This window comes from Paenibacillus sp. FSL H8-0317 (genome assembly GCF_045040685.1).
Lineage (GTDB): Bacteria > Bacillota > Bacilli > Paenibacillales > Paenibacillaceae > Paenibacillus.
Map to the genome: position 1 here is coordinate 2,533,273 of NZ_CP150294.1, position 15,599 is coordinate 2,548,871.

The 15,599-nt window shown below is 45.6% G+C and carries 18 protein-coding genes; 17 read left to right on the forward strand and 1 reads right to left on the reverse strand.

Features of this window, described 5'->3' with window-relative positions:
• The first annotated feature begins 43 nt into the window (after window positions 1-43).
• The 7 genes from ffh (at window position 44) to MHB43_RS11910 (ending at window position 5,541) form a co-directional block, all read left to right on the forward strand.
• Entirely contained in the window at window positions 44-1,420 is a 1,377-nt protein-coding gene (gene ffh / locus MHB43_RS11880) for a signal recognition particle protein (protein WP_062833767.1), read from the forward strand.
• A 53-nt stretch (window positions 1,421-1,473) separates the two neighbouring features.
• The gene (rpsP, locus tag MHB43_RS11885; RefSeq protein WP_017689219.1) at window positions 1,474-1,746 is read left to right on the forward strand and encodes a 30S ribosomal protein S16; all 273 of its coding nucleotides are present in this window, start codon (window positions 1,474-1,476) and stop codon (window positions 1,744-1,746) included.
• A gap of 23 nt (window positions 1,747-1,769) precedes the next feature.
• The gene (locus tag MHB43_RS11890) at window positions 1,770-2,000 is read left to right on the forward strand and encodes a KH domain-containing protein (protein WP_017689218.1); all 231 of its coding nucleotides are present in this window, start codon (window positions 1,770-1,772) and stop codon (window positions 1,998-2,000) included.
• A gap of 302 nt (window positions 2,001-2,302) precedes the next feature.
• A complete protein-coding gene (rimM, locus tag MHB43_RS11895) occupies window positions 2,303-2,815 on the forward strand; it encodes a ribosome maturation factor RimM (protein ID WP_091031941.1) in 513 nt (170 codons plus the stop codon).
• A gap of 1 nt (window position 2,816) precedes the next feature.
• A complete protein-coding gene (gene trmD / locus MHB43_RS11900) occupies window positions 2,817-3,584 on the forward strand; it encodes a tRNA (guanosine(37)-N1)-methyltransferase TrmD (protein WP_339184024.1) in 768 nt (255 codons plus the stop codon).
• A 185-nt stretch (window positions 3,585-3,769) separates the two neighbouring features.
• The gene (locus MHB43_RS11905; RefSeq protein WP_221824196.1) at window positions 3,770-4,141 is read left to right on the forward strand and encodes a VOC family protein; all 372 of its coding nucleotides are present in this window, start codon (window positions 3,770-3,772) and stop codon (window positions 4,139-4,141) included.
• A gap of 152 nt (window positions 4,142-4,293) precedes the next feature.
• Window positions 4,294-5,541, forward strand: coding sequence for a hypothetical protein (locus tag MHB43_RS11910; RefSeq protein WP_405132027.1), 1,248 nt, complete (start codon window positions 4,294-4,296; stop codon window positions 5,539-5,541).
• 3 nt (window positions 5,542-5,544) lie between these two features.
• On the opposite strand, the gene MHB43_RS11915 is transcribed toward MHB43_RS11910, so the two are convergent.
• Window positions 5,545-6,510, reverse strand: coding sequence for a polysaccharide deacetylase family protein (locus MHB43_RS11915; RefSeq protein ID WP_405132028.1), 966 nt, complete (start codon window positions 6,508-6,510; stop codon window positions 5,545-5,547).
• A gap of 352 nt (window positions 6,511-6,862) precedes the next feature.
• On the opposite strand from MHB43_RS11915, the gene rplS reads away from it, so the two are divergent.
• The 10 genes from rplS to MHB43_RS11965 all read left to right on the forward strand — a co-directional run bounded on the left by rplS (window position 6,863) and on the right by MHB43_RS11965 (window position 15,541).
• Complete coding sequence (gene rplS, locus MHB43_RS11920) at window positions 6,863-7,204, forward strand: 50S ribosomal protein L19 (protein ID WP_024630190.1); 342 nt, start codon at window positions 6,863-6,865, stop codon at window positions 7,202-7,204.
• Between the two features lie 304 nt (window positions 7,205-7,508).
• Complete coding sequence (gene lepB / locus MHB43_RS11925; protein WP_017689211.1) at window positions 7,509-8,129, forward strand: signal peptidase I; 621 nt, start codon at window positions 7,509-7,511, stop codon at window positions 8,127-8,129.
• A gap of 30 nt (window positions 8,130-8,159) precedes the next feature.
• Entirely contained in the window at window positions 8,160-9,023 is an 864-nt protein-coding gene (gene ylqF / locus MHB43_RS11930) for a ribosome biogenesis GTPase YlqF (protein ID WP_221824193.1), read from the forward strand.
• Between the two features lie 464 nt (window positions 9,024-9,487).
• A complete protein-coding gene (locus MHB43_RS11935; protein WP_260632959.1) occupies window positions 9,488-10,189 on the forward strand; it encodes a ribonuclease HII in 702 nt (233 codons plus the stop codon).
• Window positions 10,190-10,219: 30 nt separating this feature from the next.
• Complete coding sequence (locus MHB43_RS11940; RefSeq protein ID WP_405132029.1) at window positions 10,220-12,277, forward strand: DNA ligase; 2,058 nt, start codon at window positions 10,220-10,222, stop codon at window positions 12,275-12,277.
• Window positions 12,274-12,585, forward strand: a complete 312-nt coding sequence (locus MHB43_RS11945) for an EscU/YscU/HrcU family type III secretion system export apparatus switch protein (RefSeq protein ID WP_036609395.1) — start codon at window positions 12,274-12,276, stop codon at window positions 12,583-12,585. The genes MHB43_RS11940 and MHB43_RS11945 overlap by 4 nt, the downstream gene beginning before the upstream one ends.
• Window positions 12,579-12,977 carry a YraN family protein gene (locus MHB43_RS11950; RefSeq protein ID WP_405132030.1) on the forward strand — a complete coding sequence of 133 codons (399 nt, stop codon included), beginning with the start codon at window positions 12,579-12,581 and terminating at the stop codon, window positions 12,975-12,977. Before MHB43_RS11945 ends, MHB43_RS11950 begins: the two co-directional genes overlap by 7 nt.
• Window positions 12,978-13,298: 321 nt before the next feature.
• Window positions 13,299-13,460, forward strand: a complete 162-nt coding sequence (locus MHB43_RS11955; RefSeq protein ID WP_221824190.1) for a paeninodin family lasso peptide — start codon at window positions 13,299-13,301, stop codon at window positions 13,458-13,460.
• A gap of 60 nt (window positions 13,461-13,520) precedes the next feature.
• Window positions 13,521-14,702 carry a carboxypeptidase-like regulatory domain-containing protein gene (locus MHB43_RS11960; protein WP_237175970.1) on the forward strand — a complete coding sequence of 394 codons (1,182 nt, stop codon included), beginning with the start codon at window positions 13,521-13,523 and terminating at the stop codon, window positions 14,700-14,702.
• A 287-nt stretch (window positions 14,703-14,989) separates the two neighbouring features.
• On the forward strand, window positions 14,990-15,541 hold the full coding sequence (locus MHB43_RS11965) for a nitroreductase (RefSeq protein ID WP_405132031.1): 552 nt from the start codon (window positions 14,990-14,992) through the stop codon (window positions 15,539-15,541).
• The last annotated feature ends 58 nt before the right edge of the window (window positions 15,542-15,599 follow it).

The window sequence follows — 15,599 nt, forward strand, 5'->3', positions numbered from 1 at the left end:
TATCGGTCTTGAAAACAGTATTAAAGCTTAAGGAGGTGGGATCATGGCATTTGAAGGATTAACGACCCGATTACAGAATGTGTTCAGCAAGCTGCGCGGCAAAGGCAAGGTGTCTGATGAAGACGTAGCCGAGGCTATGCGCGAGGTACGTCTGGCATTGCTCGAAGCGGATGTAAACTTCAAAGTGGTCAAGGAATTCATCGCCAAGGTGAAAGAGAAGGCTGTTGGCAAAGAAGTGATGGAGAGCTTCACGCCAGGAATGGTCATCATCGACATCGTTAACAAGGAACTAACGGATTTGATGGGTGGAAGCCAAGCGAAACTGGCTAAAGCGAACAAACCGCCTACGGTGCTGATGATGGTTGGTTTGCAGGGTGCTGGTAAAACAACCACATCCGGTAAACTAGCTAAAATGCTGCAAAAGCAAAACAGCAGACCATTGCTTGTTGCAGGAGATATTTATCGTCCGGCAGCGATCAAACAGTTGCAAGTACTTGGCGAGCAGATCAAAGCGCCGGTATTCACACTGGGAGATCAGACAAGCCCTGTTGAGATCGCACGTCAAGGTCTCCAACATGCCAAAGATAACGGTAATGACTATGTCATTATCGATACAGCTGGACGTCTGCATGTTGATGAAGAACTGATGGAAGAACTTCGCCAGATTCACAGCGTAGTCAATCCGGATGAAGTACTGCTTGTCGTAGACAGCATGACAGGTCAGGATGCGGTTAACGTAGCAGAACACTTTAACCAGCAGCTTAATCTGACCGGGGTTGTCCTGACGAAGCTGGATGGCGATACTCGTGGTGGTGCTGCACTTTCTGTCAAAGCAGTTACGGGTTGTCCAATCAAGTTTGCTTCCCTTGGAGAGAAACTTGACGCTTTGGAGCCGTTCCACCCGGAACGTATGGCTTCACGGATCCTCGGTATGGGTGATATGTTATCTCTGATTGAGAAAGCACAATTAAACATTGATACTGATAAAGCCAAGGAAATGGAACGGAAGATGCGTAATGCAGAATTCACGTTTGAAGATTTCCTAGAGCAGATGGATCAAGTGAAAAAGCTGGGACCAATCGATCAGATCATGGATATGATTCCTGGCATGGGCAAGATGAAACAAGCCAAGGATCTGAAGGTTGATGATAAACAGATGGGCCGGATTGAAGCGATCGTTTACTCAATGACGACCGAGGAGAAACGCAACCCGGACATGATCAACCATAGCCGCCGGAAGCGTATTGCTACCGGAAGCGGAACATCTCTGGCCGAAGTAAATCGTCTGATCAAGCAATTTGATGAGATGCGCCGCATGATGAAACAGTTCTCGGATATGATGGGACCTAAAGGCGGTAAAAATAAAGCGATGAAGCAGCTTAAAGGTATGGGTAAAGGAATGAAGTTTCCTTTCCGTTGATTTAAGCGAAGCTGGATCATATACAGATTTCATTGAAGGAGGTGAATTTTCAAATGGCAGTTCGTATTCGTCTGAAACGTATGGGTGCTCACAAAGCTCCTTTCTACCGCGTAGTGGTATCGGATTCCCGTTCCCCACGTGACGGTCGTTTTATCGAGGAGATCGGTTACTACAACCCGGTTGAACAACCGGCTGTTGTTAAGATCGATGAAGATAAAGCATTGGCATGGCTTCAAAACGGTGCACAAGCATCTGACACTGTCCGCAACTTGCTTAGCAAAGCGGGCGTGATGAAGAAGTTCCACGAGTCTAAATTATCTAAATAAAGTGCTGATTCGGAGGGTCATCTATGGAAGAATTAGTAAGCATAATTGCTAAGGCTTTAGTCGATCATCCGGAAGATGTGACGGTTCGGACGGTTGAGAAAGACCGGCTTGTCGTTTATGAATTAACCGTTCATCCTGACGATGTCGGGAAGGTAATTGGTAAACAGGGACGAATCGCGAAATCACTTCGTACGGTCGTCACATCAGCAGCAGTTAAGATGGATAAACGGGTTACCGTTGATATCATATCTTAAAGATATACGAAAGGGGGTTAGGATGCATGTCCTAGCCCCTTTTCGTGCATGCTGAACTTAATACGTTGGATTAGATATTGAATTAAAATATTTTTGGGTATGAGTGACTTCGGAGCAGTGCAGGGGACGGGATCGATTCTGGAGAAGCGTTAGCGTTCGCCTTTATCACCTCATTTTCACCTTTTAAAGTAAGTTCAAAAAATGAGGGGGTAACAGCGATCGAAAGAACGAACCGTCGCCGGAACGACCGTACGAGAGTCGAAGTAGCTGTTTAGTTTGATTTAATTTCGTAGGAGGAACGTATGGCAGAGTTTATGAATGTAGGTAAAATCGTTAATACGCATGGAATTCGCGGTGAGGTGAGAATCATGCCTTTAACCGATTTCCCGGAAGTGCGTTTCGCGAAAAATGCAGAGTTGTTTTTCTTTACACCAGATAATCATCCAGTCATGGTTAACGTGGAGTCTTCACGTTTGCATAAAAATATGTATATTCTTCGTCTGAAAGAGTACGGCAATATTAATGAAGTAGAAAAGTTTAAAGGCGGCATGGCCAAAGTGTTAAAAGAGAACCTGGCTGAGCTGGACGAAGGTGAATACTACTTCCATCAAATCGTTGGGTGTTCGGTCATCACCGAAGAGGGTGAAACGCTTGGAACCATCTCTGAAATTTTGACTCCGGGTGCCAATGATGTATGGGTTGTCAAAACGCCAGCAGGTAAAGAAGTGCTGATTCCCGTTATTGATGATGTAGTGCTTGATGTGGACATCGAACAGAAGCAAGTGAAGATTCACCTGATGGAAGGGCTGCTGTAACATGAAAGTGGATGTATTAACGCTATTCCCGGAGATGTTTGACGGTGTATTTGGAGCAAGCATTTTGGGTAAAGCCCAAACGAAGGGGCTGGTGTCCCTCGGTGCAACCAACTTCCGTAATTATGCGACCAATAAACATAATACAGTAGATGATGCCCCTTATGGTGGAGGTGGAGGCATGGTGCTAAAACCAGATCCGATCTTTGCTGCTGTAGAAGATGTTCTGGAGCAACGCGGAGAAGCTGCGGCATCGATGAAACCTCCACGTATCATTCTAATGTGTCCGCAAGGTGAGACGTTTACACAGAAGAAAGCAGAAGAACTTGTGCAGGAAGATCATCTGATTTTTATATGTGGACATTATGAAGGTTACGATGAGCGCATCCGCGAATTTCTCGTGACGGATGAACTATCCATTGGTGATTACGTACTCACGGGTGGGGAGTTACCTGCTATGGTTGCGATCGACAGCATCGTACGTCTTATACCCGGTGTGCTTGGCAATGAGACAAGTGCCGTGACGGATTCCTTCAGCACTGGACTTTTGGAATACCCACATTACACACGTCCACCCGAGTTTAGAGGCATGAAAGTACCGGACATGCTGTTGTCAGGACATCACCTGAACATTGAGGCATGGCGCAGAGAGCAATCTTTGCTTCGTACGCTGGAGCGCAGACCGGAGATGTTGGAAACAGCGGATTTGACGGACAAAGAGCGAGTTTGGCTGAAAAAGATAAGCTCAAACCGTGAAAATGGCACAGAGTAAGTATAATCGTTAAACACGTAAATATTAAATATCCAGAGTTGCAAAAGGCCAACCTTGATACCCACAGGTTGGCTTTTTTTGTGTACATTGAAAAGAATACTGGATTTTTATTGGTATATTCTATAAAATAAAAATATAATTAATGAAACTAGGTTTCATTAAGTGAAACGAAAGGCGGTGTATGAATGTACAATATTATTGGTCTTGATCATATTCAGCTCGCAGCACCAGAAGATTGTGAAGTGCAGGCGCGTCATTTTTTCAATAAAGTACTGGGCTGGACGGAGATTCCTAAACCTGAAATTCTGAGAAAACGTGGTGGTGTATGGTTCGAGTGTGGCAGACACCAAGTGCATATTGGAGTACAAAGAGACTTTATTCCCGCCACAAAAGCTCATCCGGCATTTCATGTACAACATTTGGATCAGTTGCGTGAACATCTCATTCATAACCAAATTCATATTGTCGATGACGAAGCAAGGGCAGATGAAGGTGTAAGACGTTTTTATATAAATGATCCTTTTGGCAATCGCCTTGAGTTTTTAGAGTGGGTTTAAAATCATTCGTTTACATCGTTTAATTACGTAGGCACTTTTTTGCAGCTTTGAACTTTTTTGCATGATTCTAAATGGGGTTGTAAAAGAAAGGGATTTTCTTTATGGTGAACTCAGCTGGAATTCAATAATAAAGATAGCTGAGGAGGAAGGTTATGAATCATCAGCCTTATGAAATCGCCAGAGTAGATATTAGCCAAGCCGGAGAACGCTGCAAAATGCTTTTGGGAGATCTGAATGGGGACGGTAGACTTGAAATGTTGCTGGTACAGGCAGATGGGGGTATAGACGATCGGTATGTTCCGCATCAGGTATGTTGTTTGACTGTGTTTGATCTGGAAGGAACATTACTATGGCAGGTCGGAACTCCCGATCCCGATGCAGGTGGTCCGGGTTCAGACTATCCCGCTCAGGTCGCAGATTGGGATGGAGATGGAAATAATGAAGTATTGTGTGTGATGGACAAACAATTTCTCGTATTGGATGGCCGGACCGGAGAGATCAAAGAAACACGTGATCTGCCAGGTGATGAAGCACATGACTGTATTATTCTCGCCAATCTGACGGGTAACCAGCAGAGAATGGACATTATACTGAAAGACCGCTATAAGACGTTATGGGCACTTGACCATGATTTTAATTTGTTATGGAAGCATGAAGGGAATCCAGGACATTTTCCATGGGTATATGATATCGATGGAGATGGGAAAGATGAAGTGATGGCCGGATATGACATGTTGGATCATGATGGGACGTTATTATGGTCTTGTCTTAATCTCGATGATCATGCTGACTGTATATGGTTTGGAGACGTTGACGGTGATGGGGAAGTTGAGGTTGTTATCGGTGGCAGTGTTACGGTCATGATGGACCGCTATGGTAATGAGAAGTGGCGTTATGAAGATTCGATTGAATCACAGCATATTGCGTTAGGTCATTTTTGTACTGGAATGGAAGGTTTACAGATTGCAGGTCTGGACCGGATTGTCCGTGGGGATGAGAATGGTAAGGATGGAATGTTCATGCTGGATAGCGCAGGGAGAGAAATTTGGAAAGAAAATCGCACGACTCGTGGTTGGTTAACCATTATAGAGCCTGTATGTAACTGGGATGAAGGTGGACTCGATTATATTTTGGCGTATCGCCGAGGTGGAGATGTGTTGCCTTCTTTGGTAGATGGAAATATGAAAACGGTTACTGAATTCCCGAAAGATGGATATGTAGTACATGCAGATCTGGTTCAGACCGGTCAGGAACAGATCATCAGCTATGACGCAGAGGAAGCAGTGATTTATTCCAGTTCTCCGATGACATTATCACTTACCGATGCAAAAAGAGCCAAGCCACAGCTCAAAAGGCTGTATAGCTCGACTCTGTATCCAGGCGGTGAAGTTAAACTCTAGGTTTCACTGGTCATTCTTCGATGCAGGTAACTCGTTCTGCGGACCGGATTCGGGTTGAAGCAAGGACGCCAGATCAGTACCTGTAGTGACGGTCAAGCGAGGCAGCTTCATGGGATGATCTCCTGGATGCACAAATCCAGACTTTACGGTAAATGCCATGCGATATCCATGTTGTTGTAACTTGTAGATCATCTGTGTGCTGGTATAACCAAAAGGATAGGCCAGATAAGGTGTGTCGATTCCGGTTTGCTTCATATGCTGGATATCATCATCCAGAAGGCTGGTGTCCAGACCGACAGGCACACTGTTACCACAGCGCATAAATCCCTTGTGATGCAGGTTATAGGTGTGGCTGTTAAATTCAAATACGTCAGTTGCCGCCTGCATCTCTGGCTTGGAGATGAAACTGTTAATGGCGGGCTCAAATTCCGAAGGTTGATCTTGAATTTTACTGCCTATGACAAACAGCGAGGCGTGAAAATTATATTTCTGAAGCACAGGGTAAGCTAATGTATAATTGTTCTGGTATCCGTCATCAAAGGTAATGACAATGGACTTCTGTGGTAGGGAAATTCTCCCGTTAACATATTGTTCAAGCTGATTCAGTGTAATCGTTTGGTAGCCTTCATCATGCAGGTATTTCATATTTTGCTCAAAATCCTCCAGATTAATGATGGATTTATTATCTGTCTCGTGATTATTCAATTTGGGCTCTATGTAATGATACATCAGTACAGGGACTTCTGTAGCCGTACCTTGTTCAATCTTGAAGGTAGAACGATCCAGCGCAGATTGGTTAGAGAAGTCAGTGTGTGACAGCTCGAATGCTTTGCGTTTGACTATGTCCCAGGATGTGCAGGCTTTGTGTGACAGTGCATTCGTGGGATGAGTTACGGCATATGCATATAGTGTAATGGAGCATGTGAGCATGGCAAGTAGGGCCAGTGTGATCTTATTCCAATATTTCATGAGTCTTTGGATTCTCCTTTTAAAGTGGTCAATAAGTTATATCATAGACGATATTGCTACACGGGAAGTTACAGTATTTTTTCCTGCATCAGGTTGACTTGCAGATGAGAACGTTGATTCATGATCCATATGAGAGAATGTATTTTAGAATGAGGTCAACATGAGATGGAGATGAGTATCAGCGTTGCTGATTGAACAATAGGCATTCTGTCTAATTTCTCTTGTGTTTTGATATGCTGCGTGATACAATAAGTCTGTTATGTGGAATACGGCGGTCCTCTATGGATAATGAAGGAGACAAGGTGATCTCTGGAAGAAGTATGAACGCCTGTACGGAAGGAGGGAGTCATAGATGAATATCGTTCAAGCGATTACACAAGAACAACTTCGTAAGGATATTCCGAGTTTTCGTCCTGGTGACACTTTGAAAGTGCACGTTAAGGTAATCGAGGGAACTCGTGAGCGTATCCAATTGTTCGAAGGTGTTGTGATTAAACGCCGTGGTGGTGGAATCAGTGAGACTTTTACAGTTCGTAAAATTTCTTACGGTGTAGGTGTGGAAAGAGCTTTCCCGCTTCATTCCCCAAAAATCGATAGAATCGAAGTGGCTCGCCGTGGTAAAGTTCGTCGTGCGAAGCTTTATTATCTTCGTGAACTACGCGGTAAAGCAGCGAGAATTAAAGAAATTCGTTAATATAACGGATACCGGGAAGGGCTTGGAGACAAGCCCTTTTCGTTTTTGTCCGGGAAAAGTTGAACCGGAGGTACACTTCCGAGTAAAATGGTATGGCAACGCATGCGGGAATAGTCCGGGAGGCTTGTAAAATCAGTTATTGGAAAACATTTGAATTGTGGATTAAATGTACTGTAATGCTTGGTGAAAGATTACATAACTGATGTGAATGTTTTGTATCCATCCATTGAGTTATTGGAACGATACAGAATGCTGGATGTGTGTACTGCTATAAACATGTACTGTGAAGAGAGGAAGATCTTGAATGGAACAAGAAGTTCAACATGACCGGGGCAATCCTGCCGAAGAGAAAAACAGTCGATCCAAAAAAGCCAAAAATGAAATTGTTGAATGGCTTAAAGCCATTGTTATCGCATTAGTTCTTGTCATTCTGATTCGGTGGTTGCTCTTCAAACCGTTTGTTGTGGACGGTCCGTCCATGCAGCCGAATTTTGAAACGGGTGAACGTGTGATCGTCAACGAGATCTTATATGATATCAGAGAACCAAAGCGCGGTGAAGTTATCGTCTTCCACGTACCATCCGAAGGTCGGGATTTCATTAAACGTGTTATTGCTGTAGAAGGTGATACCGTTGAGGTTCAGGACGATACCGTGATGGTTAACGGTAAAAAGGTTGATGAAACGTATATCCAAGGAGCCATTGATGCAGCTGAAGCAAATGGTGGAACCTATAACGTGAAGGATTTCCCGAATGAGCAGTTCCCTGATGGGAAAGTGCCTGCAGGTCATGTGTTTGTCATGGGAGACAATCGTCCAAATAGTACAGACAGCCGTATGATCGGTTATGTTTCGTTAAAAGATATTATTGGTCGTGCAGATGTGATTTTCTGGCCGATCGGTGAGATCAAGTGGATCAACCACTGAAATTGAAGTAAATAATGAGGTGAAGACAAGGTGACGATACAATGGTTTCCAGGTCATATGACTCGAGCCAGACGCCAGATTCAGGATAAGTTAAAGCTCATCGACGTGGTCATCGAACTATTGGATGCCCGTCTGCCTGTCTCCAGCCGTAATCCGATGATTGACGAAATATTGCTGGATAAACCCCGGATGATTTTGTTGAACAAATCGGATTTGGCAGATGCCAAAGTGACGCAAGAGTGGATTGAATATTTCAAAAAAGAAGGAATTACTGCTTTTCCTGTAGATGCTTCGACAGGCACTAATGTTAAAGACATTCCGGTACAGGCGAAGCTTCTTCTTAAAGAAAAAATTGACCGTCAAATTGCTAAAGGGATTAATCCTCGTGCGGTTCGCGGGTTGATCGTAGGGATTCCCAATGTAGGTAAATCAACACTGATTAACCGACTGGCTGGACGGAGTATTGCGTTAACAGGAGATCGTCCTGGTGTGACGAAGGGGCAACAGTGGATTAAGGTAGGCAAAGAAATGGAGTTATTGGATACTCCAGGTATTCTTTGGCCTAAGTTCGAAGATCAAAATGTAGGTTATCGTCTTGCCGTAACTGGTGCGATCAAAGAAGAAATTCTGAATGCAGAGGATATCGCCTTTTTTGGAATCAGTTATCTGATGCGTTATTACTGGGACGCTTTGGAAGAGAGATACGGACTTCAGGAGTTCTCCAGGGATGCAGATGATTCGGACAGTGTTATTGCGATTATGGAACAAGTCGGCCGTATCCGTGGTTGCATTGTAAGCGGTGGACGCATTGATCTGGAAAAGGCATCACGAGCATTTCTGCGTGAACTGCGGGCGGGTAAAATGGGACGTTTTTCTATGGAAGCTCCCTATTAAAAAAATGGACTCTACACGATGAAGATCATTATCTTTATCTGTTCATTTCATATATACAAGTGCCGAAAGAAGCGGCCGTTACCGGATTACCGGGAGCGGTCGTTTTTTTGTGTATACCAACGTGGGAGTAGAGCTGGAACATACGTCGAAAACGATAAAATGGAAGAGGATTGAAGAACAGTGCGCTTTATGGAATTGGCAGACCTATATATCAGGTGCGTCAGAATCGTGCTATGATGAATGGTGGTGCAAATTAGAATACACGAGGTCTGATATATTCAATTTAAACCATCAAATACCGATAAATGAAGACATCACTATCTTTATATTGAAAACCCTCAAGGAAAAGTTTTGCTGTGAGAGACAGGTTGTACAGAACAAAAGACAGAGGATATACGTCTATATTATAAAAAATTGTAAGTGATACACATGCTGAAAAAGCGTGGGTAGAGGAGATGAACGTTATGGTTGAAAATAAAGAAGAGATCGGGTTGAATCTACTGGAGAACCCAATTGGACCAAAGAAGAAAAAAGAAGCCAGTGAACCTCGAGATCTGTTGCTCTATGAGCGGGAGTATTGGGACAGTGGATTTGAACGTATTGCTGGTATTGATGAGGTAGGACGGGGATGTTTGTTTGGGGATGTTGTCGCAGCTGCAGTTATTTTACCGAAGGATCTCATCCTAGAAGGTGTGAATGACTCCAAGAAATTAACGGAGAAAAAACGTGATGCATTATATGACGTCATTATGGAAAAAGCGCTGGCGGTAGGTATCGGGTACGCGGATGCAGAGACAATTGATCGGCTTAATATCAAGCAGGCTGCGAGACTTGCGATGAAACGAGCTGTTGAAGCATTGGGAGAAACTCCTGATTATATGCTGGTGGATGCCGAGAAGGTGGATGTGAATGTACCTCAACTGTCCATTATTAAAGGTGACGCCAATAGTCAATCGATCGCAGCGGCATCTATTATTGCCAAGGTAACGCGAGATCGGCTGTGCAAGGAAGAATGGGATACGTTATATCCGGAATATGGTTTGTCGATACATAAAGGATATGCAACAAAAGTTCATCGGGAGCAAATTATGGCATTGGGGGCAACCCCGATGCATCGGCGCAGTTTTCTGGGCAACCTGCTTGGAGAGCAGCAATCGTTGTTTTAACACAGGTTTAAAGAAAGGAGGGGGAGAGATTTGAATATCGGTTCCATGATAAAGGGGTTAATGGGAGATAGTAAACCCGGCAATGCCAAACCGCTTGAATTAAAGGAAGGTCAGGTGGTTCGTGGCTCCGTCGTTAGTGTATCCGATGATGGGGGAGAAGCAGTTCTGCAGATTCAAGGTGTGCAGGTGCGCGCCAAGTTGGAGACTCCACTCCGTCCGGGTGAGACCACGTTACTTCAAGTGCAGCCTTCAGGTGAAAATGGCATAACGGTAATGAAACCTATGTCCGGAACACTTGCTGAGCTGCCACAAGCTTCGCTGAACAACCTGCTTAAGGATGTAGGACTACCGGATACAAAAGGGAACCGGGAACTGTTACTTGCCATGCAGCGTAGCGGAGTGCCGCTCACGAAAGATAATGTGGCTATGGTCCAGAATATGATGACTGCCAAACCTGCACAGGTCCCTGTGGAAGAATGGGTGCAGGCGACAGGGATTGCTTTTCAGCGTGGCCTTCCGGTTACGGCGGAAACAGTAAAAGGATTACACCAGACGGTGTTTGGCCCCCCTCTGCATCAGTTGTTAAGCGGGTTGGCTGACCAGTTGGAAACGATGCTGACACAAACAACAGGTAAACCGCTATTGCCTGGAGAACAATCTGCTGCGATGAAACCAGCTGTTGTGGCTGGTGTACCTGTATTACCAAATGCATTACAGACGGAAGAAGGTTTGGCTGCACCAGGCAATGGTCGTCAGGTGACCGGAACCGGAACACCTGCTTTGTCAACGCAACAAGGACAAGCGGCATTGGCAGGATCTATATCCATGACGGATGGCGGGGCAGAGGATGCAGGTACTGCGGTGAAAGGAAACATGCAGACTGGCGGAGGCACAGGAAATGCTGAAGCCGGGGCCAAGGCAGTTGCCAGCAACGTTGAAACGGCTGGCAAAGGGGGTGCAGGTATTCCGTCTGGAACCGGAATACCTGGCGAGGGCCAGCGCGGGGCTGACGCGGGGCAAGCTGGGAGCCGCCCGGGTACACCGGGGGCGGCCGCAGAATCTGTGGCTGGCCGTGCAAGTGCAGGCCAGCCTGAAGCAGGCGCGGCCGGGCGGACTGACGGCCGCGCTGAAACGCCTGCTGCTGCGGGGACTCCGTCCGCAGCAGGCCAGGCGGCGCCAGCAGCGGCTACGGCAGCGCAGCTGGCGCCCAAGCTGCTGGCGCTGTTGGACGCCCTGCGCAGCGCGTCCACTGCCGCACCGGCACAGCCTGGTGCGGCAGTACAGGCCGCTCCTGCATCGCAGGGCGGCCAGGCGGCTGCGGCTGCCGGAGGCGTGCCGCAGCCGTTGCCAGCCGGTGCTGATGCGCCGCCGGCTGGCGGTAGTGCCGCAGCACCTGCGGGAGCTGCGGCAGTGCCCGCGCCTGTCACCCACGAGGGGGACCCGTGGGTGGGACGCGTGCTGAAGCTGCTCGGTGCGGAGCACGAGCAGCAGGCCGTTCACGGCGCGGCAGCGCAGCCGCGCGTGGGGGATGCGGCGAGTCCGGCAAATGCGGACACGCTGAAGGGCTTGCTGCTGCAGCTTGCCAGCAGCGAAGGGGCACCAGCGGCGCTTAAGGATGCCGCCGGACAGGCCGTGCAGTATCTGACAGGTCAGCAGTTATTGCTGACGACAGATCGCAGTGCTACTTTTGCACAGATGCACTGGTTTATTCCGATCACTGGACCGGACGGGGAAGAAACAGCGTCGGTTCAGATTCAATCACGTCGTGGACCTCGTGGAGAGCTGGATGCGTCCAACTGTCGTCTATGGTTTGATCTGGACATGAAAAGCCTTGGGCCTACTCTGGTAGATGTGCATGTGGTTAATAACATTGTCAGTCTGCGTGTATTGAATGATCGTGAAGGAATGGGACCGCTCCTGGAGAGCGGACGAGAGGTAATCCATCAAGCATTGGACAAGCTGGGCTATCAACTGCTGACCTTCAAGGCGGAACCGTGGCCTGTGGGGCAGGAGCCGGGCGCGGAGCGGAAAATGACGGCCTCGGACTATAGTCCTGAACGATACAAAGGGGTGGACTTGAAGGTATGAAAGACGAGTCGTCACAACCCGATCTGCTCTCCAAAAAGGCTGTTGCCCTAAAATATGTCCCTGGAGAGAGCGAAGCGCCTGTTGTTGTAGCCAAGGGGCGCGGCAAAGTGGCAGAAGCCATTCTGGATAAAGCCAGAGAAAACGGCGTGGCTGTTCAGGAGGATGCAGCACTTGTGGAGGTACTCTCCAAGTTGGATCTGGATGAACAGATTCCAGCTGAACTGTATCAACTGGTCGCAGAGGTGCTAACGTACGTCTACCGTGCAGATCGCATGGCCTCAGGGCGTGAGGAAAATGAGTCATGGTAGAACGTAGATTGGGTCAGGAGCCAGGATTAAAGCTCACACGACAGCAGAAAGGCCGATTAGGTGAAGAGGCTGCCTGTCAATGGTTGCGAGAGCACGATTATCGGATCATTAGACAGAACTGGCGTTGCCGTAGCGGTGAGATTGATATCATTGCTTCCTGCGAGGGCCTGATTGTGTTTGTGGAAGTAAGAAGCAGAAGTGGAGCCGCTCAGTACGGTACACCTCAGGAATCGGTTGATATGCGTAAAATGCAGCAGGTACGTTCAACCGCATCCGTGTATTTGCAAATGACAGGAGAGACGGAACTTCAGATCCGTTTTGATGTAATTGCCGTAATGCTTGATCAATCAGGAAAAACAGTCTCTGTGAATCATATTGTTAATGCTTTTTAAGAATTACACTCGAAGTTATTGCTGTATTAATTGATACGAATTGTATCTTTTTAATGTGAGTCGGTCAGTTATTTCGAAGTACAAGTTTAATTATGTCTTATCTTTGCATTCGTTTTAGTTTTAAAATTAGTTAATATACTAAAGCCGTAGTTCCTCTTCATACAGGGACTGCGGCTTTTTTTGATTTAACTATGAAATCACAAAACAGAGGATAGAGCATTGATAATAAAATCATTGTATTTCACAATTTATAGATACAAATCGTATCATTTGTAATAAAATAAGAACGTTGAAAAATTTAAAGAGAGGTTGGTGGGATGTATGAAAGAGCTTCAGAATACTTCGAACAACACAGTAAAAGAAGTATGGGAGTGCCCTCGGATGGAAGTGCTGGATATCAGCGAGACCATGAACGGTGGACAGGGGATTTGGCAATATGTTTGGGACGGAGAGTTCTGGAAGCTTGAACTTATGGTCAGTTAATTAAAGAGGTTAAAGAGGAATATTTGATCAATAAAATAAATGGTGAGGTGTAGTGAGAAGATGCAGACGAGTATCACATGGATGATTCGACTAAGTACACTATCTTTATGTTTCATTTTGTTTGGAATCATGTATTCCGGAGTTTCTTATGCAGCCGATCCGTCTACACAGGCAAAAATATCAGGTAAAGTTACTGATCTTGAAGGCTTTCCTATCCAGGATGCAACCATCAAGTATTCCCTTAGATATCAAGGGGAAGAAACTGAAAAAAGCGTAAAGACAGATGGCACTGGAAGTTATTCTATACTTGAGTCTGTCCAAGATTATACGGAAATTAGTTTTATAATTGAAGCAGAGGGCTATGTGACAGACAGGCACCGTAATACCTACTATTTGTCAGAAGGGGAACAGATTCTGGTTAATTTCGAGCTATATGAACCTTCTACGATTGTAGGGTCTGTAACCGATCAAACAGGCAAACCGATTCCAGATGCCCTGGTCAAAGTAACAGGAGCCTTGGATCGCCCGGTTAAAACAGATCAGCAAGGCCGGTATGCCGTTACTGGGCTTGATTTTGACTACAATCCAAACATTGCGATCTGGGTAGATTCTGCGGATTATATGCTTTATGAACAGGATCGTTTGAATGTTCAGGCTGGAAAAACCTTAATCGTAGATGTTGTTTTGACAGAAGCTGCACATGTGCGGGGGAAAGTAGTAGATGAGGCGGGCAATCCAGTAAATGGAGCTAAAGTTAATGTCGGAGGCTCGGCAACAATAGCAACGGATGCTCAAGGAAATTATTTCATAAAGCGCGTGCCAACAGGCACCAGAACAATAACGGGGGAAGCAGCAGGATACTTAAAATCGACTCAGAACGTTACCCTCGTACAAGGAGATCATAATACGTTTAATATCGTACTTAAGAAAGATGCAGATATTACACCTCCAGTAACCAAGTACAGATTAGTTCCTATTACAGATACTGTGAACGGGAAAATATACATCAAAGGATTTACATTTAGACTTCAGGCAACGGACGAAGTCAAAGGTTCGGGCGTAAAAACAACGCAATATCGAATCAATGGGGGAGCATGGAATACGTATGAAGGACCCGTCAAGTTTTATGCTCCCGATGTCAAGGTGGTAGAGTACTACAGTACAGATGTTGCAGGTAACCAGGAGAAGTACAACAAAATGGATTTTGTTAATGGCACATTTGAAGGCGCAGGTTCATATTGATTCATCATTGATATGATAGTTTAATTGGTATAATATGTTAATCTAATTAGACGGCTCCGACATGATGATCGCCCTCGGTAGATCAGGGTTCGGAGCCGTCTTTACCGTTTTTAATGCCTGTAGCACTAGTAGTCGACGTCTTTCCTTTGAATCTCGTGAACAGAAGGGTGTATAATCAAGAATGTAATCTGGCGTTTTAATCTTTTGATTTGTCATAAACGAATTGTTCCAGACCGTAAGCCATCTTTACGGGTACAGATCATAATTATAAACAGGAGGTACGGCCGATGAGTAAAGCTACGAAAACAACAAATGAAGTCAGAAATGCGATTCAAAACCGACGCACGGTGAAAAAATTCAAAAAAGAAGCTGTTCCTACACAGCAGATTATAGAATTGCTGGACACCGCAGTCTGGGCTCCTAACCATAAACTGCGTGAACCTTGGAGATTTTTGTTGTTTACCGGAAATGGACGGAAGAAACTGGCGGAGGCTATTGATGCAGAAATGGGGGAAGATAACAAATTTTCACCCAATATTATGCAAGTTCCATCCATTATGCTTGTCGTGCTGGAAGAAGATCCAAGACAGAATATCTGGGACGAAGACTTTGCTGCGGTCAGTGCATTGGTTCAGAACTTTATGCTTGCAGCCTGGAGTGAAGACATTGGAACGTTCTGGGTGACCAAGCCATTTTTGTACGCTCCCAAATTCCGCAAATCGCTTGGAATAGAGGCGGGAGAGAAGATTGTAGGTATGATTTATATGGGATACCCTGATGTTATTCCTTCTGCCAAAGAACGCACACCAGCTATGGAGAAACTCACTCTTTTCGAATAATAAATTATTAAAAACCTTAGCTATTTACGATCCCTTATGTTTCAGGGAAATCCACGTA